This is a genomic window from Cryobacterium zhongshanensis, assembly GCF_022760445.1.
Classification (GTDB): domain Bacteria; phylum Actinomycetota; class Actinomycetes; order Actinomycetales; family Microbacteriaceae; genus Cryobacterium; species Cryobacterium algoricola.
Genome location: NZ_JALGAR010000002.1, coordinates 543303 through 561235 on the forward strand (window position 1 = coordinate 543303; position 17933 = coordinate 561235).

Genomic DNA, 17933 nt, shown 5'->3' on the forward strand with positions numbered 1-17933 from the left:
CAGGCATCAGACGCACGCGACAGGGAGACACCATGACAAACGTCACCGAAGCGGAACTTCTCCGGATGGTTCCGAAGGAACTCTTCGTCAACGGGGAGTGGGTGCCCGCGGCTGACGGGGCGACCCTCGACGTCGTCGACCCGGCCACCGGTCTCGTCATCGCCTCGATCGCCGACGCCGGGGTCGCCGACGGTGCCGCGGCCCTCGACGCGGCCGTCGACGCCCAGGACAGCTGGGCGGCGACCCCGCCCCGGGTCCGCGGCGAGATCCTGCGCCGGGCCTTTGACCTGATGCAGGAGCGCAAGCAGGAGTTCGCGCTGCTGATGACGATCGAGATGGGCAAGCCGCTCGCCGAGGCGTACGGCGAGGTCGCGTACGGCGGTGAATTCCTGCGCTGGTTCAGCGAGGAGGCCGTGCGCATCAGTGGCCGGTACGGCAGCAACCCCGAGGGCACCGGGCGGATGCTGGTGTCCCAGCACCCGGTCGGCCCCTGCTTCCTGATCACGCCCTGGAACTTCCCGCTCGCCATGGCCACCCGCAAGATCGCGCCGGCGCTCGCTGCGGGCTGCACCGTCGTCGTGAAGCCGGCGTCGCTGACCCCGCTCACGACCCTGTACTTCGCCAAGCTCCTCGCCGAGGTGGGGCTCCCCGCCGGCGTGCTCAACGTCATCACGACCTCGCGCTCCGGCGCGGTGTCCGACCCGATCATCGCCGACCCGCGGCTGCGCAAGCTCAGCTTCACCGGCTCAACCGCCGTGGGGCGCCGCATGATCGGCCAGGCCGGCCAGGGCGTGTTGCGCACCTCGATGGAGCTCGGCGGGAATGCGCCGTTCATCGTCTTCGCCGACGCCGACCTCGACAAGGCCGTCGACGGCGCCATCGCGGCGAAGTTCCGCAACGTCGGGCAGGCCTGCACGGCCGCCAACCGGTTCATCGTGCAGGCATCCGTCGCGGAGGAGTTCGCCCGCCGGGTCACCGCGCGGGTGCAGGACTTCGTCGTGGGTCGCGGCACCGCCGAGAATGTGAACATCGGACCGCTGATCAACGCCGGGGCCGTGGAGAAAGCATCCGCCCTCGTGCAGGACGCCCTCGAACGCGGCGCGACGCTCCTCACCGGCGGCGACTCGATCGAGGGCGCCGGCACCTTCTTCGAGCCGACCGTGCTCGCCGGGGTCGCGGCGGGGAGCGACATCCTGCGCGAAGAGATCTTCGGGCCGGTGCTCGCGATCGCGACCTTCGACGAGGAGGAGGACGCCGTGCGCCTCGCCAACGACACCGAGTTCGGGCTGGTCAGCTACGTCTTCACCCGGGACCTCGCCCGCGGGCAGCGGATGGTCGAACGCCTGCAGACCGGCATGATGGGGCTCAACATCGGCGTGATCTCGAACGCGGCCGCGCCGTTCGGCGGGGTCAAGCAGTCCGGCCTCGGCCGCGAGGGCGGGCCCGAGGGCATCCAGGAGTACCTCACCACCAAGTACACGATGACCCCGGACCCCTTCGCCGACTAGCCCCGTGGTTTCGCCCACTGCGCGGCTCGTAGACTGAACGGATGCCCGTCATCGAGATCACGGACCTCGACGACCCGAGGCTCGTTGACTACGCCCACGTCACCGACGTCGCCCTGAAGAAGGCCCGCGGAACCGAGCACGGCCTGTACATCGCGGAGTCGGCGCTCGTGCTCGAGCGGGCGCTCCGGGCCGGCCACCGGCCCCGCTCCGTGCTCGCGCTCGGCAACACGGTCGACGAGGCCCGCGCGCTCGTCGGCGAGGACGTACCGGTGTTCGTCGGGCCGGGGGAGCTCCTCGCCGAGCTGACCGGGTACATCCTGCACCGCGGCCTGATCGCGGCCATGAACCGGCCCGCCCTGCCCGACGCCGACACCCTGCTCGCCGGCGCCCGGCGCGTCGTCATCCTCGAGAACGTGTCGGACCCCACCAACGTCGGCGCGATCTTCCGCTCCGCCGGCGCGATCGGGGCGGATGCGATCCTCGTCACGCCGCGCTGCTCCGACCCGTTCTACCGCCGCGCCATCCGCGTCTCGATGGGCACGGTGTTGCAGGTGCCGTGGACCCGCGCCGGCGACTGGACCAGCACCCGCGCCCTGCTGTCGAGGCACGGCTTCCACGTCGCCGCGCTCGCCCTCCGGGCGGATGCCGTCAGCCTCCGTGACTTCGACGGTCGCGAGCACGACAAGCTGGCCCTGCTGCTCGGCGCCGAAGGCGAGGGCCTCACCGAGGACGCCCTCGCCGCAGCCGACAGCGTCGTGCAGATCCCGATGAAGCACGGCATCGACTCCCTCAACGTGGCCGCGGCCAGCGCCGTCGCGATGTGGGCGCTCTCCGCCTGACCCGCGCCGCGCATCCGCCCGCCCGTTCCTCTGCCCCTGGCTTGTGCCGAATTCAGGAGTTGAGGCGGCTGCGGCAGGGGCGGCCCCGGAGCAGTGCGGCAGTCCGGTCCCGTCGGTGCCGTTCCGGACCTCAACTCCTGAATTCGGAACAGCACCGACGGGCCTAGGCTGTCGGCATGAGCAACGAGGCCGTGATCATCGATGTCGTGCGCACCCCGTCCGGGCGGGGCAAGCCGAATGGCGCTCTGGCGGGGATGCACCCGGCGGACCTGCTCGCCGGGGTGCTCGCCGAACTGGTGCGCCGGAACGACCTCGACCCCGCGCTCGTCGACGACGTGATCGGCGGCTGCGTCACGCAGGCGGGCGAGCAGGGCTACAACGTGACCCGCACCGCGCTGCTCAGCGCGGGTTTCCCCGAATCGGTTCCGGGCACGACGATCGACCGGCAGTGCGGTTCCAGCCAGCAGGCCGCGAGCTTCGCCGCCCAGGGCGTGATCGCCGGCAGTTACGACATCGTGATCGCGTGCGGCGTCGAGTCGATGAGCCGGGTTCCGCTCGGCTCGTCCCTGCGCGCGGGTCAGGACCCGTCCGGGCGGCTCCTGCACGAGCGCTACCCGAGCGGTCTCGTCGGCCAGGGCGTCTCCGCCGAGCTGATCACCCGCCGCTGGGGCCTCACCCGCACCGAACTCGACGAGTACGCGGCCCGGTCGCACCTCCTCGCAGCGGATGCGATCGGCCGCGGAGACTTCGACCGCGCGCTCGTCCCGGTCCGGCTCCCCGACGGCTCGACCGTCACCACCGACGAGACCGTCCGTCCCGGCACGACCGCGGCGGGTCTCGCCGCCTTGCCGCCGGCGTTCCGCACCGACGCCCTCGCCGCCCGGTTCCCCGACCTCGAGTGGCACACCACCGCCGGCAACTCCTCCCCGCTCACCGACGGCGCCTCCGCGGTACTGATCATGAGCGCCGCCCGCGCCGCCGAGCTCGGCTGCACCCCGCGAGCGCGGTTCGACAGTTTCGCCGTCACCGGGAGCGACCCGCTCCTGATGCTCACGGGCGTGATCCCGGCGACCCGGCGCATCCTCGCCCGCTCCGGCCTCGACCTCGACGACCTCGACGCCTACGAGGTCAACGAGGCCTTCGCCTGCGTGCCGCTCGTCTGGGCGCGCGAACTCGGCGCCGACCCCGCGCGTCTCAACCCGGCAGGCGGCGCGATCGCGCTCGGCCACGCGCTCGGCTCCTCCGGCACCCGCCTTCTCGGCACCCTGCTCGGCACCCTCGAGCGCACCGGTGGCCGCTTCGGCCTGCAGACCATGTGCGAGGGCGGCGGCATGGCCAACGCCACGATCATCGAGAGGCTCTGAGATGACCGGCAGCGGATGCCGCGCGCGGCATGTTCGCGCATTCCTCCGATCCAGCGCCCCGGCCCGCCCTCCGGCGCATCGGGCGATTCCTCTCGAAAGGTTCTGAGATGCGCATCGACGGATGCTCCGCACTTGTGACCGGGGCCGCCTCCGGCCTCGGGCTGGCCACCGCAACGGCACTGCACGCGGCCGGGGCGGCCGTCGTGCTCCTCGACCTGCCCGGCGCGCCCGGGGCCGCCATCGTGTCCGCCCTCGGGGACCGGGCGCGTTTCGTCGCCGGCGACGTCACGAGCGCGGGCGATGTGCACAGCGCCGTCGAGGCGGCCGTGTCGATGGCGCCACTGCGCATCGTCGTGACGTGCGCGGGAATCGCTCCGGCGGACCGCACGGTCGGCCGGGACGGCCCTCTTCCGCTCGACGACTTCGAGCGAGTGATCCGGGTGAACCTCACCGGGACGTTCAACGTGATCAGGCTCGCGGTGGCCGCGATGCTCGCCTCGGAGCCGATCGACGCCCGGGGCATCGGCCTCGGGTCCGGCTCCGGGGCCGGCGCCGGTGCCCGTCCCGGCGCGGGTGGTGGGGCCGGGGGAGGCGGGACCGCCGAGCGTGGGGTGATCGTGACGACGGCATCCGTCGCCGCTTTCGACGGGCAGGTCGGGCAGGCGGCGTACGCGGCGTCGAAAGGCGGGGTCGCGGCGATGACGCTGCCGCTCGCCCGGGAGTTTGCGCGCTCGCAGATCCGGGTCGTGTCGATCGCGCCCGGCGTCTTCGACACCGCGATGCTGCAGGGCATGCCGGCGACCGTGCGCGAATCGCTCGCCGCGCAGGTTCCGCACCCGGCCAGGCTCGGGGACCCCAGCGAGTTCGCCGCGCTCGTGCGGCACATCGTGGAGAACCCGATGCTCAACGGCGAGACGATCCGTCTCGACGGCGGAATCCGGATGCCGCCCGGCTGACCGGCACTGCCCCGCACCGACCCGTGCTGACCGGTGCGGTGCGGTGCCACCGGTGGGCGCCCGCATCGGCCGCGACCGGTGGGCACCCGACCAACTCGCGGACGGTGCGGTCGGCGACAGCGGTGACGCAGGCTCGCGGCGCCCGGACCCGCGGCCCGGCGTCTACTCGGTGTGGTTGACCTTCCGCTGGGCGGCACCGGCCGCCCAGCGCTCCGCGGAGTCCGTCGCGAGCGCGGCCGCCTCGTCCTGGCGCTGCACGATCGCCTCGGCGGCCGCGATCCGGTCCGTCAGGCTCGGCAGTACCACGCCCGAGGCCAGCGCCGTGAGCTGCGCCTCATACTCGAGCCGGTAGTTCTCGGTGCCCTCCGTCAGCGAACTGCGCGCGGCGGCGTACTCGATGCGGGCCTCGCGGGCGGTGGCCTGCTCGGTCTGGGCATTCAGGTCGAAGAACTTCGTGCGCGCCCGGTTCTCCGAGATGAGAGCAGCGCGGTAGTTGGGGCCGGTGCTCTTGTGACCGGTCTGCACCCGCAGTGCGGTCGCCCTTGCCAGGATTTCCCTGGCCCGGTCCCGTTCGGCGCGGAGCATCTGCGAGCCCGTGACAGCACCGACGTAGCTCGGCACGATCGGCCCTCCCGGCACGGGCGCCGCCGGCACGCGCGTCGACCGGGTCAGGGAAGCCTGGGGTGCGCGCTGGGCCGCCACGCGTGCGGCGGACTCCGCCGCGGACCGCACCACGGCCGACGGTTCCGGCTCCGGCGGCGCGGGCAGTCGTGACGGGCCGGCCAGCGGCACCGGCACCTGCACCGTCCGCGCGAATGTCGATGCGTATGCTGATGCGGCGTGTGCTGTCGCGGCTGCGGCCTGTTCGGCGGCGGCTTGTGCTGCGGCCTGGGCGGCAGCGTGTGACCGTGCGGCCTGCTCTGCGACTGATCGCTCAGCGGCGGCGGCCTGCTCGGCTGCGGCCTGCGCCGCTGACTGTTCTGCGGCGTCTGTCGCGGCTTGGGCGGCAGCCGCTTGGGCGGTTGCGGCGTGCTCGGACGCGACCTGTGCGGCAGCGTGCGCGGCTGCCGTTTGTGCTGCGGCCGCGTGCACCCGCGCGGATTGCTCCACGGCGACCTCCGCAGCCGCAGCCTGCGCCGCCTCGGCCTGCTCGGCCGCACGGTGTGCTGCTGCTCGTGCTTCCGCGGTCTGAGTGGCGGCGACCCGTGCCGCCTCGAGCTGCGCCGCCTCCGCGTGCACGGCGGCCGCTTGCGCCGCTACCGCCTGAGCGACCGCGGTCTCTGCCGCGGCGGCGAGAGCCAGAGCGGCAGCGGATGCGTCGGATCGCGCCGGCTGTGCCGCCACCGGTGGTGCGGCAAACAGCGGTGCGGCGATGGACAGTGGGCCGGCGAGCGGTGCGGCAGCAGACAGCGCGCCACTGAGCGGCGCGGTGACCGGCGGCGCGGCCTGGACCGCGGCCGGCAGAGGGGCAAGCGGTACAGCAACGGGCGTGGGCACAGTCGCAGCAGCTGCACCCGCGTACCCGGTTTCCCGAGGCTGGACGGCCCTGGCCACGAAGTCCGGGACGACCTCGGTGCTGCCGTCTCCCCGCTTGAGCACCCAGTCCACATTGTCCCGGCCGCTCACCGTGGGTACCGAGATCTGGGCGACGTCGATGAACGCCTGTTGGGCGTAGTACTCCGCGTTCGAGAGCACGCCCTTTCCGGGAGACACCCGGGCATTCATGTGCCGGCTGAACCGGCTCCGTTCGGCTGCGCTCAGGAGCGCCGGGTTGAATGTGATCGCAACGCTGCGCCCCAGCCGGACGACGGCTGAGGACCCGGTCGCGGGCTGGGTCACGCGTGCGGCCGGCGGATTCTTCCCAGCCGTGCGTGCGGCCGACCGCTGGCTGCGGCGCAGCAGGGCCTCGCGTTCGACATCACGGAAATCGCCTGCGGCGCTCACGCGAGATCTCCCGCTCGTTCGGCGCCGTTGGTCAGGGGCCGGTCGAAGGAATCGGGTACAGGTGTATCGGGTGTCGGGTGGGTCACGGTGGGTCCGCGTTTCTCGCTTCGACGTCACCGCTTCGTCGGGGTGCTCAGCCGACCGAGGTTTCGGGACCGTGAAGTCGGCAGTCGAACGGACGGGACGGGCCCGCAGGCAGCGCTGCGAGGGGACCGGCACCGTCTGGAAAATCGAATCAGCCGCTGGGGCGAACGACAGACCTTCCGACGAAAGGTTACGTAGTGATAGATGGGTGTGGTCGGCCGTGCGACCGACCCCAGAACAGGGGGAAGATCACGCGCCCACCCATACCCTAGCTGCGCCGACAGCCTCACCGCCAGCCATTGCGGCGCGTTACCCCGTCGCGGGCTGCTGCTGGGTGATGCAGTGGATGCCTCCGCCGCGGGCGAAGAGCGGCCGCGCGTCCACGGTCACCACCTTCCGCCCCGGGTAGGCGTCCTCGAGGATCGACCGGGCCGCGGCATCCGCCCGGGGCTCGCCGAAGCCGCACGCGATCACGCCGCCGTTGACCACGAGGTGGTTCACGTAGCTGTAGTCGACGAAGCCCTCCGCGTCGGTGAGCCGGGCGGGCGCGGGCAGGTCGATGATCGTCCAGGGCCGGCCGGCGGCATCCGTCGACGCCGCGAGCACCGCGCGCAGCTCACGGGACACGGCGTAATCGGGATGCGCCGGGTCGTTCTGCGCGTGCACCAGGAGGGTGCCGGGCGCGGGGATCGCGGCGACGATGTCGACGTGCCCGCGGGTGCCGAAGCGGGCCTGGTCGCGGGTGAGGCCGCGCGGCAACCAGATCACCTGCGTCGCCCCGATCGTGCGGGCGAGTTCGGCCTCGACCCTGGCCCGGGTGGCGTGCGGGTTCCGGCCCGGGTCGAGTTGCACGGTCTCGGTGACGATGACGGTGCCCTCCCCGTCGACCTGGATGCCGCCGCCCTCGTTGACGAGCAGCGAGGACACCGGGACCGCCCCCGTCGCGCGGGTCACCAGGGCGGCGATGCCGGCATCGCGGCCCCAGCTCGCCCAGTCCTGGCCGCCCCAGCCGTTGAAGATCCAGTCGACCGCGCCGAGCCGCCCGGCCGGATCGAGCACGAACGTCGGCCCGATGTCGCGCATCCACGCGTCGTCGAGCGGGGCTTCGATCACGTCGACTTCGGCGGAGAGATGCCGCGCGGCCTCGGCCCGAGCCTCGGCGATGCTCCTGGTACTTCGGGTGTTTCCCAGGTTCCCGGTGTTCCCGCCGGGGTCGACCACCATGGTCACCGGCTCGAACTCGAGCACCGCATGGGCGACGGCCGCCCAGGTGCTGCGCGCCTCCTCCGCCTCGGCCGCCGTGTCGCCGAGCGTGTAACCGCCGGAGGGGAACGCCATCCAGACCCGCTCCTGAGACGCGGTCTCCGCGGGCATCCGCCACGTCATGGGCGAGTCGCCGATCCCGCAGGCACAGTCGTCGCCGTCGTACCCGTGCCCGTGCCCGGGTCGGCGTCCGCACCGAACGGATGCCCCGGCTCGACCGGGGCGGTCAGGCGTCCGTAGCTGTCGGGCCGGCGCGTGCCCAGGAACGGGAACAGGGTCAGCCACTCGGCCCGCTGGGCGAGATCGAGGTCGGCCACGAGCACGGCCGACTCGTCGCGGGGGGCCTGGACCAGCATCCGCCCGTAGGGGTCTGAGATGAACGAGGAGCCGTAGAAGGTCAGGTCGCCCTCGTCGCCCCAGCGGTTGGGCACGACCATGAACAGGCCGCTCGTGATGCCGTTGCCGACGATGACGTGCTGCCAGATCGGCTGGGTGTCGAAGGCGGGGAAGCCCGGTTCGGAGCCGATCGCGGTCGGGTAGGCGAGGATCTGCGCCCCGGCGAGGCCGTAGAGGCGGGAGACCTCGGGGAACCACTCGTCCCAGCAGGTCGGCAGGCCGATGCGCGCGCCGCCCAGTTCGGCCGGTGCGTAGACGGGGTAGGCGTCTTCCGGCGGCCCCGGGCGGAAGTAGGTGTCCTCGTAGTAGCCCTCGGTCACCGGGATGTGCAGCTTGCGGGTGCGGCCGAGCAGTTCGCCGGAGGGGGAGACGATGATCGCGGTGTTGTAGCCGCGCGGGTCGTCCGGGCGGTCGGCCGCATCGGGCCGTTCGAACAGGGAGGCGTGCACGACGACGCCGTGCGCACGGGCCTGCTCGGCGGCGAAGGCGAACGTCGGCCCGGTGAGCAGGTCCTCGGCGCCCTGCTTGGGCACGCCGGTCGCACGCCGGTTGCCCGGGTACTTGCGGAGGGTCAGTTCCGGGAGGAACACGATCCGGGCGCCGGCCTCGGCGGCGAGGCGGATGCCCTCGGCGAGTTCGGCGCGGAGGACCGCGTCGTCCGCGTGCCAGCGGTGCTGCACGAGTCCGACCCGGAGCGGGCCGGCGGGGGCCGCTGTCGGGTGGGCCGCGGATGTGCCGGCGGCGCTGCCGGCGGTGGGTGCGGCGTCGGTGACCCGGGTCAGCGGCGGGGCGGCGGGGGCGATGATGAGCTGCAAGGCGTCTCCTGGGGGGCCGGAACGGCGGTCGAAGGAAGGATATCGAGCCAGTTGATCACTTGATCAATAAGCTCGAGGCAAAACTATATACACTGAGGTGCGATGTCAACCCTTCCGAGCCGGACCAAGCGCAGGACCGGCGTCGAGCGCGCCGCCGAGATCGCCCGCACCGCGCGCGAGATCGCCCGCTACGACGGCCTCGACGCGATCACCCTGCGCTCGATCGCGGCCCGGATCGGCGTGACCCCCGCCCTGGTCAGCCACTACGAACCGAGCACGGAGGCCCTGGTCGCGAAGACCTTCGGCTCGATCGCCGGCGCCGAGCTCGCGGAGATCACCCGGGAGTTGTCCGCGCTCCCGAGTTCCGTCGAGGCGTTGCGCGCGCTGATCGACACGCTCCTGGGCCCGGATCGCAGCGCCGTGACCACCGTCTGGCTCGACGCCTGGAGCGTCGGGCGCCGCAACATCGCCCTGGCCCGCGAGGTCGGCGTGCAGATGGATGCCTGGCAGGTGTTCCTGGTGGCCCTCCTGAACCGAGGTTCTGCGCGCGGCGAGTTCGCCGTCGCCGACAGCGGCGCGCTGGCCTGGCAGCTGCTCGCGATCATCGACGGAATCAACGCGCACGCGGTCGTGCGCTACGGCGACGCCCGCGGCCAGCGCGACCTCGTGCGCACCGTCGCCGAGCACGAGCTCGGCCTCCCGGCCGGCGCTCTCGCCCCCGCATTCGCCTGAGCCGACGCGCCCCGGCATCCGCTCACCGGTCCTCCGTGAGGGGATCTTCTGTCCCATTCCAGGGGATCGTCGCGTTCGACGACGAAGCCACAGGGTCGCCCCTCCACTGGTGTGCAAAAATCATGCAAATAAACATCAAGCTAATGATTTATCACCAAAGCGACTGAATCAATGACATTTATGGAATACTGACGCCATGGATTGACCCTCCCTTCGGCGGAATCAAGACACCAGCACACGGTCGCGCAGGCGTACGATTCGCCATCGACGAGTTCACCCACAGGACAATCACACGGATCGGCTGAAACGCCCCAATGACGAACTACAACTTCTTCTCCACTCCCTCTCTCCCCAGGCCCGCCGTCACGGAACACGACGCGACGGCCGTCGCCAGGGATCTCTTCCACGTGACCGGACAGCTCACCGAACTGGGAAGTCAACAGGACCGCAATTTCCTCATCGACGACGGCGACACGCGTTGGCTCCTCAAATTCTCCAATCCAGAGTTCTCCGCCCAGGAGCTCGAGGCTCAGGATGCTGCCGCCGAACGGGTGAGCCTGGCCGGAATCGACGTTCCTCGGAGCGTCCCGTCACACGAGGGAGCCGCGATCCGGATCGTTCATGTCGGCGACGTCGACCTCCACGTCCGACTCCTGAGCTTCGTCGAAGGGGATGCGCTCACCGGTCGCGGCGCTCTCACCGTCGCGGAAGCCCGCTCCCTGGGCCACACGGCCGGCCGTCTCGCCGCCTCCCTCGAAGCATTCGTCCACCCCGGCACCGAGCGAATCACCCAATGGAATCTCCGGATCGCGACGCAGGTCGTGCAGATGTATCTGCCGCATGTGCCCGACCCTGGTCGCCGGGAGCGTGTTCGAGTGGCCGCGGCGCGAGCACAGGCGGTGCTGGAACCGCTCAGCGATAAGCTCCGATCGCAGCCCATCCACGGTGACATCACCGATGACAATGTCGTCACCCGGCACGGCAGCCCGCTCGGTGTCATCGACCTCGGTGTCATCGACTTCGGCGACATCGCCGACAGCTGGGTTGTCGCCGAACTGGCCGTCACCTGCGCATCCATCCTTCACCACAACCCGCGAACACCGTTGATGATCCTCGAGACGATCGCCGCGTTCGTCACCCATACGCCGTTGACCGACGACGAGCTCGCTGCGCTCTGGGGCCTCATCGTCCTCAGAACCTGCGTCCTCGTCGTCAGCGGCGAGCAGCAGGTCGCCGTTGACGACGCGAACCACTATGCGTCTGAGAATCGTGACCACGAATGGATCGCATTCGAAGTCGCTGAGGGCCTTGACGCTCAGCAGATGTGCGCGTTGATCAGAGCTCGCGTGCGCCTCGATCGGCATAGCGTCATCGAACGCCCCGAGGGCCTCCTCCTCCCGGCCGCCTCGCTGTCCGTCCTGGACTTCTCCGTCACCAACCCGGAACTCAGCGACGGGATCTGGCTGCGCCCCGATTCCGAGGCCGTCCTCGCCGCGGCGGTCGTCCGAACATCAGGCACAGCCGTCACGCGCTACGGCGAGTACCGGTTGACGCGCGCGAAGCTGCATCACACCGGGGAAACCGCGACGCTGGCGCTCGGCGTCGAGGTGGTGACTGCACCCGGAACGGTCTTCTCGGCGCCGGTCGACGGCGTCGTGCGCGTCGAGGACGACGCACTGGTGCTGGAAGCGAGCGGGTATGAGATCTGGCTCGTCGGACTCGAACCCCTGGCGCCGGGTCACGTCAGCGCAGGGCAGCGCATCGGCGCGGCACGCGCGGGCACGGCACGGTCCGAAGCTCCCGTCCACGTCAGGGTCCAACTGTCACGGCTAGCGGGCATCCGCCCAGCCTTCTTCGCTACTCCCGCTGAAGCCGAGATCTGGCAGCGCGTCTGCCCCGACCCCTCCCCGCTTCTCGGCATCGACCTTGCCGCACCTGAACCGCTGTCCGCGGATGTCCTCGAGCGGCGTATCTCGACGTTCGCCGAAGTCCAGGAGCACTACTACACGGAGCCGCCGGAAATTGAACGCGGTTGGCGGGAACACCTCATCGACGTGCACGCTCAGTGCTATCTCGACCTGGTGAACAACGTCGCACTGACCGGACACGCCCATCCCCGGTTGGTCAAAGCCGTGAGTAATCAATGGTCGCTGCTGAACACCAACTCCCGTTTCAACTACAGTGCGTTGCCGCGATTCACGGAACGGCTGGTGGCCCTGGCGCCAGAAGGTCTGGACACCGTCTTCCTGGTGAACAGCGGCAGCGAAGCGGTCGATCTCGCGTTGCGGCTGGCGAAGACCTACACCGGGAATGATGCCGTCCTCGCCTTCCAGGAGGCGTACCACGGCTGGACCGTGGGCGCAGACGCCGTTTCATCCTCCATCGGAGACAACCCGCGTGCGCTGGAAACCCGGCCGGACTGGGTGCACGTCATCGATGCGCCCCATCCCTTCCGCGGCACACACCGCGGCGCCGATTCAGCTGCCCGCTACCTGGACGATCTCGAAGCCCGGCTCGGAGTACTCGATGACGCAGGAACCGGTCTTGCGGCCTTCATCGGGGAACCGGTCTTCGGAAATGCCGGGGGAGTGCTCTTGCCGGACGGATACCTGGCCGGTGTTTTCGAGAAGGTGAGATCCAGAGGCGGGCTCACCATTTCGGACGAGGTGCAGGTCGGATACGGTCGCCTCGGAGAGTATTTCTGGGGGGTCGAACAGCAGGGGGTCACCCCGGATATCATCACGATTGCCAAGGGCATGGGCAATGGGCAGCCGGTCGGCGCCGTGATCACGCGGCGTGACATCGCCGAGAAATTCGCCGAAGAGGGCAGCCTGTTCTCCTCTGCCGGTGGAAGCCCGGTCAGCTGCGTCGTCGGGCTGACCGTGCTCGACATCCTCCGCGACGAAGGCCTGCAGGAGAACGCGCGCACTGTCGGAGGCGACCTGAAAGCCAAGCTCCTCACACTGCAGGGCCAGCACGACATCATCGGCGCTGTGCACGGGTTGGGCCTGTATCTGGGCGTCGAGCTCGTACGCGACCTTGCTACCCTCGAACCTGCCTCAGCCGAAGCGTCCGAGATCTGCGAGGAGCTGCTGCGTGAAGGCTGCATTGTCCAGCCGACCGGAGACTACAAGAACGTGCTCAAGATCAAACCGCCGCTGAACATCACGACCGAGAGCGTCGACTTCTTTGTCGAGGCACTCGATCGGGTCCTGTCCGCACGGAGCAGACGTTGATCCGGCTATCTCGTGCCCCACGTGAACCGATGGGTGTGGATGTTGTAATACGAGAACGTCTCGCAGCGTGAGACTCCCGGGATCGTGCGGATGCGCCCGTTGATCAATTCGAGGAGTGCGTCAGCGTTGACGGCGATGACCTCGACCAGCAGGTCGTAGGAGCCCGCACCGATGACCAGATAGATGACTCCTTCCAAGGCGCCGATTGCATCAGCGACTGCGCGCACGTCGCCCTCAACCGACAGGTGCAGCATCGCCATGCGCTCGTACCCCAGCTTGAGCGGGTCGGTCACCCCGACGACCTGGACGATCTCACGTTCCTCCAGCCGGCGCACACGAAGACGAGCCCCGCCGGCCGAGAGTCCGACCTCTGCGCCCAACTCCGCGTACGTCATTCGTCCATCGGCCTGGAGAGCCACGATCAGAGACCGATCGATCGCATCGAGCCCGTCATCGGGTAGCACCGCTTCGGCGTCGTTGTCTGCCATGGATTCCCCCTGTCGTGTGAACGTGGTACGAACGTCTCGTACGACGGTAGCGCACGTCCGTCGCTCTGCTGCGTGAGCGGATGGATCACCAGGTGCGAGGCCTCTCCCTCGATGCGCAGGGCGGTTTCGGGACACCTCGCGGGTCAGCTGGTGGCGTGGGCCTCGAGGAACTCGTAGACCTCGGTGTCGTCGACGCCGGGGAAGGTGCCGCTCGGCAGGGGCGAGAGCACGTGGGCGTGCAGTCGCGCGCTCGGCCAGGCGTGGCCTGCCCAGTGTGCGGCCAGGTCGGAGGCGGGGCGGCGGCAGCAGGACTCGTCGGGGCAGCGCGACACCGCCCGCTGGACGGTCTCGCGACCGCGGAACCACTTGGCGTGCACGAACGGCACCCCGACGCTGATCGAGAACTCGCCCCCATCCGCCGCGCCGGTCTGGGTCGCCGACCAGAAGGTTCCAACCGGTGTGTCGGTGTACTGGTAGAACTCCGTGGTGCGGTTGGTGTGCGTGAAGGCGCTGCGGGCGCTCCACTGCTTGCAGACGAACTGGCCCTCGATTGAACCCGTGACGTCGACCGGCAGCGGCAGGCCATCGTTCTCGTAGCCTTTTTGCAGGGCGCCGTCACCGTTGACCCTGAGGAAGTGCAGCGGCATGTCGAGGTGCGAGGTCGCGAGATTGGTCAGGCGGAGTGCCGCAGCCTCGTGGGTCACGCCGAAGGCGTCGCGGAAGTCCTCGACCGAGAGCTCGCGCTCGCGTTTCGCGCGCGCGAGGAACGCGACCGACGCGGCGGGCGGCATCAGGCACGCGGCCGCGAAATAGTTGATCTGCAGCCGTTGCCAGAGGAATTCGGCGTAACTCGCCGGCCGCTCATGACCGAGCAGCCGGTGCCCCATCGCCTGCAGCGCCATCGACCGCAGCCCATGACCGCCGGGGATCGACGCCGGCGGGAGGTAGATCCGGTGGTTGACGAGGTCGGTCACCGAGCGGGTCGAGTTCGGCAGGTCGTTGACGTAGATCAGGCTGAAGCCGAGCTGTTCGGCCATCACGCTCACCTCGCGGTGGGTGAGAGCTCCGGAGACATGGCCGGACGCCCGCACCCGGTCCTCGGCCAGCTGCTCGATGTCGGGCATGTAATTGTTCTGCTCGCGCATGAGCTCGCGCAGCTCGGTGTTCGCCCGGCGCGCCTCCTCCGGCGTCGCGATCGCCTCGCTCGCGCGCCGCGCCAGCTCCCGGTGCAGCCCGATGAGCGACTCGAGGGCCGCGACCGGCATCCCCTTGGTGACCTTGACCTCCGGCAAGCCGAGCGCACCGTAGAGCGGGTTCTTCTGAGCGCGCGCGAGTTCGATCTCGAGCGCGGCCCGTTTGTTCGGCGCCTCGCCGTTGAGCAGGTCGGCGATCGGAACGCCGAGCACCGTCGCGACGTCCTGCAGGATCGACAGCTTCGGCTCTCGCCTGCCGTTCTCGATGAGCGACAGCTGGCTGCCGGCCAGCCCGACCCTCTCGCCGAGTTGATCGAGGGTGAGGCCGCGCTCGCCGCGATAGTGGCGGATGCGCAGTCCCAGGGTGACGAGGTCGGAGGCTCGAGTCGGCATTCCTTAACAATATCTAAAGAAGCCTGATTCTTAACAAGAGTTTTTTGGTTCATCCTCGAAAATCGCGCGCATTCTGGTTCTGCAGCACAAAGTTACGCACCGAATGTCACCGACGACAAGCCGGGCGGATGCTTCCGACACGACCGCAGGCATCCGCTGCACACGCCATACCGAGAAAGGCCAGGAGATGACCATCGCCCACTTCCGAGTCACATCCAGCGGGAGCGATTCCGACGACACCGCCGGTACCACGGACCCGAACCTCCAGTCCTGGGTTGATTCCATCGCCCGGCTGACCCGGCCGGACGAAGTGGTCTGGTGCGACGGGTCGAGCCGGGAGGCCGACGAACTCTCCAAGCAGCTCGTCGCCGAGGGCAAGCTCATCAAGCTCAACCCCGAGTGGCGCCCCAACAGCTACCTCGCCCGCACGAGCCCGACCGACGTCGCCCGGGTCGAGGACCGCACCTTCATCTGCTCGACCGACCCGGAAGATGCGGGCCCCACCAACAACTGGGCCGACCCCGCCGCGATGAAAGACGAGCTCCGCGCCGTCTTCGCCGGCAGCATGCGCGGCCGCACGATGTACGTCGTGCCGTTCTCGATGGGCCCGCTCGGCGGCCCGATCTCCCAGCTCGGCGTCGAGATCACCGACTCGCCGTACGTCGTGCTCAACATGGGCATCATGACCCGCATGGGCAATGCCGTGCTCGAGCTGATCGAGGCCGGCGCCCGCTGGGTGCAGACCATCCACAGCGTCGGCTACCCGCTCACGGATGCCGCGGGCGAGACCCGCCCGGACGTCACGTGGCCCTGCAACGACACCAAGTACATCGTCCAGTTCCCCGAGACCCGCGAGGTGTGGTCGTACGGTTCGGGCTACGGCGGCAACGCGCTGCTCTCGAAGAAGTCGTTCGCGCTGCGGATCGCGTCGGTGATGGCCCGCGATGAGGGCTGGCTCGCCGAGCACATGCTCCTGATCAAGGTGACCTCGCCGGAGGGACGCGCGGTGCACCTCGCCGGCGCCTTCCCCTCCGCCTGCGGCAAGACCAACCTGTCGATGCTGCGCCCGACCATCCCCGGCTGGACCGTCGAGACGATCGGCGACGACATCGCCTGGCTCCGGCCCGGCCCCGACGGGCGCCTGTGGGCGATCAACCCGGAGGCGGGCTTCTTCGGCGTTGCCCCCGGCACAGGCGTCGAGACCAACCCGACCGCGGTGCAGACCGTCTGGGGCAACACGATCTTCACGAACGTCGCCCTTCGCGACGACGGCGACGTGTGGTGGGAAGGCCTCACCGAGACCCCGCCGAGCCACCTGATCGACTGGGAGGGCAACGACTGGACGCCCTCGTCGCCGACCCCGGCCGCCCATCCGAACTCCCGCTTCACGGTCGCCGCGGCCCAGTGCCCCTCGATCTCCGACGACTGGGAGGCAGCCGGTGGCGTCCCCATCGACGCCATCCTCTTCGGCGGGCGGCGCGCCACGAACGTGCCGCTCGTCGCCCAGGCCCGCAGCTGGAAGCACGGTGTCTTCATGGGCGCGACGATCTCCTCGGAGAAGACCGCCGCCGCAGAGGGTACCGTCGGCGAACTCCGCCGCGACCCGTTCGCGATGCTCCCGTTCTGCGGCTACAACATGGCCGACTACTGGGCGCACTGGCTGCGCGTCGGCAAGGGACTCGGCAGCAGGGCCCCCGAGATCTTCCAGGTCAACTGGTTCCGCAAGGGCGCGGACGGCAGCTTCCTCTGGCCCGGCTTCGGCGAGAACTCGCGGGTGATCGAGTGGATCGTGCGCCGCATCGAAGGGTCGACGGATGCCGTCGACACCCCGATCGGGCGCCTCCCCGCCGCGGGCGCCCTCAACCTCGGCGGTCTCGACCTCGCCGATGAGACCGTAGAGCAGCTGTTCCACATCGACAGGACGAGCTGGCTCGCCGAGTGCGATCTCACCGAGGACTACTTCGCCCAATTCGGCGACCGGGTCCCCGCTGCGCTGCTCGCCGAACTCGCGAGCGTGCGCTACCACCTCAAGGGATAAGGGCGGTCCGCGGGGCCGGCCCGCGGCATCCGCTCACTCGGTCGCGACGGTGTCGTCGCGACCGTTCGGGGACCCGGGCTCAGGGGGCGATGAGTTTGCGGGCGGCGGCGATCGCTGCGGCACGGCGGCGGTCGCGCACGGATTCCGCCGGCTCGGCTCCCGGGGCCGGGAACACCCCGGGGGAGTGCACCCACGAGGTCGCGAGCGAGAAGACGAGGGTGACGAGGTCTTCCGGATCCCAACTGGGGTCGATCTCGCCGCGGGCCTGGGCTGCTGCGATCGCGGCCGCCTCCGGGCCGTTGCGCCATTCCGTGGTCGTCGGCAACAGCGCGGCGGCGCCTTCGAGCCTGGCCCAGTCGAGCATCCGCGAGTGCTCGGGGTACTCGACGACGTGGTCGAAGACCCGGCCGACGAAGCCGGGCAGGTCGTTCGTGTCCATCGGGATGGCGGCCATCACATCGCGCCGGTTCACCTCGAGCACGGCGGTGAACAGGGAGCCCTTGTCGCCGAAGTAGGCGTAGAGGCGCTCCTTGCTCGCCTTCGCGGCCGTGGCGATGCGGTCGACCCGGGCGCCGGCCAGGCCGTACCGGGCGAACTCGGCCTGGGCGGCATCGAGAATTCGGTCGCGGGTCGCTTCGCCGTCACTTCTCATGACTAAGATCATACCTATCCCAACCAACTAGT

Annotated in this window: 13 protein-coding genes; 7 read left to right on the top strand and 6 right to left on the bottom strand. The window is 69.9% G+C overall.

Annotation, left to right across the window (positions count from 1 at the left end):
* Nucleotides 1-32: 32 nt before the first annotated feature.
* The 4 genes from MQH31_RS10950 (at nt 33) to MQH31_RS10965 (ending at nt 4667) form a co-directional block, all read left to right on the top strand.
* Nucleotides 33-1508 carry an NAD-dependent succinate-semialdehyde dehydrogenase gene (locus MQH31_RS10950; protein ID WP_243012068.1) on the top strand — a complete coding sequence of 492 codons (1476 nt, stop codon included), beginning with the start codon at nt 33-35 and terminating at the stop codon, nt 1506-1508.
* 41 nt (nt 1509-1549) lie between these two features.
* Entirely contained in the window at nt 1550-2347 is a 798-nt protein-coding gene (locus MQH31_RS10955) for a TrmH family RNA methyltransferase (RefSeq protein ID WP_243012069.1), read from the top strand.
* 176 nt (nt 2348-2523) lie between these two features.
* Nucleotides 2524-3711, top strand: coding sequence for a thiolase family protein (locus MQH31_RS10960; RefSeq protein ID WP_243012070.1), 1188 nt, complete (start codon nt 2524-2526; stop codon nt 3709-3711).
* Nucleotides 3712-3818: 107 nt separating this feature from the next.
* Nucleotides 3819-4667 carry an SDR family NAD(P)-dependent oxidoreductase gene (locus MQH31_RS10965; protein WP_243012071.1) on the top strand — a complete coding sequence of 283 codons (849 nt, stop codon included), beginning with the start codon at nt 3819-3821 and terminating at the stop codon, nt 4665-4667.
* A gap of 162 nt (nt 4668-4829) precedes the next feature.
* On the opposite strand, the gene MQH31_RS10970 is transcribed toward MQH31_RS10965, so the two are convergent.
* The 3 genes from MQH31_RS10970 to MQH31_RS10980 all read right to left on the bottom strand — a co-directional run bounded on the left by MQH31_RS10970 (nt 4830) and on the right by MQH31_RS10980 (nt 9169).
* Entirely contained in the window at nt 4830-6611 is a 1782-nt protein-coding gene (locus tag MQH31_RS10970) for a hypothetical protein (RefSeq protein ID WP_243012072.1), read from the bottom strand.
* A gap of 393 nt (nt 6612-7004) precedes the next feature.
* Nucleotides 7005-8081, bottom strand: a complete 1077-nt coding sequence (locus MQH31_RS10975) for an agmatine deiminase family protein (protein ID WP_243012073.1) — start codon at nt 8079-8081, stop codon at nt 7005-7007.
* Nucleotides 8078-9169, bottom strand: a complete 1092-nt coding sequence (locus tag MQH31_RS10980; RefSeq protein WP_243012074.1) for a nitrilase-related carbon-nitrogen hydrolase — start codon at nt 9167-9169, stop codon at nt 8078-8080. The genes MQH31_RS10975 and MQH31_RS10980 overlap by 4 nt, the downstream gene beginning before the upstream one ends.
* Nucleotides 9170-9271: 102 nt before the next feature.
* Here MQH31_RS10980 and MQH31_RS10985 point away from each other — a divergent pair, with 102 nt between their 5' ends.
* Together MQH31_RS10985 and MQH31_RS10990 are read left to right on the top strand one after the other, a co-directional pair.
* On the top strand, nt 9272-9901 hold the full coding sequence (locus tag MQH31_RS10985) for a TetR/AcrR family transcriptional regulator (RefSeq protein WP_243012075.1): 630 nt from the start codon (nt 9272-9274) through the stop codon (nt 9899-9901).
* A 314-nt stretch (nt 9902-10215) separates the two neighbouring features.
* Nucleotides 10216-13137: an aminotransferase gene (locus MQH31_RS10990; protein WP_243012076.1), complete on the top strand. Its 2922-nt coding sequence runs from the start codon at nt 10216-10218 to the stop codon at nt 13135-13137.
* Between the two features lie 5 nt (nt 13138-13142).
* On the opposite strand, the gene MQH31_RS10995 is transcribed toward MQH31_RS10990, so the two are convergent.
* Together MQH31_RS10995 and MQH31_RS11000 are read right to left on the bottom strand one after the other, a co-directional pair.
* Nucleotides 13143-13625 (bottom strand): Lrp/AsnC family transcriptional regulator, encoded by a 483-nt coding sequence (locus MQH31_RS10995; protein ID WP_134535230.1) that lies wholly within the window; start codon nt 13623-13625, stop codon nt 13143-13145.
* Nucleotides 13626-13768: 143 nt separating this feature from the next.
* A complete protein-coding gene (locus tag MQH31_RS11000) occupies nt 13769-15211 on the bottom strand; it encodes a helix-turn-helix transcriptional regulator (protein WP_243012077.1) in 1443 nt (480 codons plus the stop codon).
* 187 nt (nt 15212-15398) lie between these two features.
* On the opposite strand from MQH31_RS11000, the gene MQH31_RS11005 reads away from it, so the two are divergent.
* Nucleotides 15399-17249 carry a phosphoenolpyruvate carboxykinase (GTP) gene (locus MQH31_RS11005; RefSeq protein ID WP_372488150.1) on the top strand — a complete coding sequence of 617 codons (1851 nt, stop codon included), beginning with the start codon at nt 15399-15401 and terminating at the stop codon, nt 17247-17249.
* 79 nt (nt 17250-17328) lie between these two features.
* Here MQH31_RS11005 and MQH31_RS11010 read toward each other — a convergent pair whose 3' ends face one another.
* Nucleotides 17329-17901, bottom strand: coding sequence for a TetR/AcrR family transcriptional regulator (locus MQH31_RS11010; protein WP_243012079.1), 573 nt, complete (start codon nt 17899-17901; stop codon nt 17329-17331).
* Nucleotides 17902-17933: the final 32 nt, after the last annotated feature.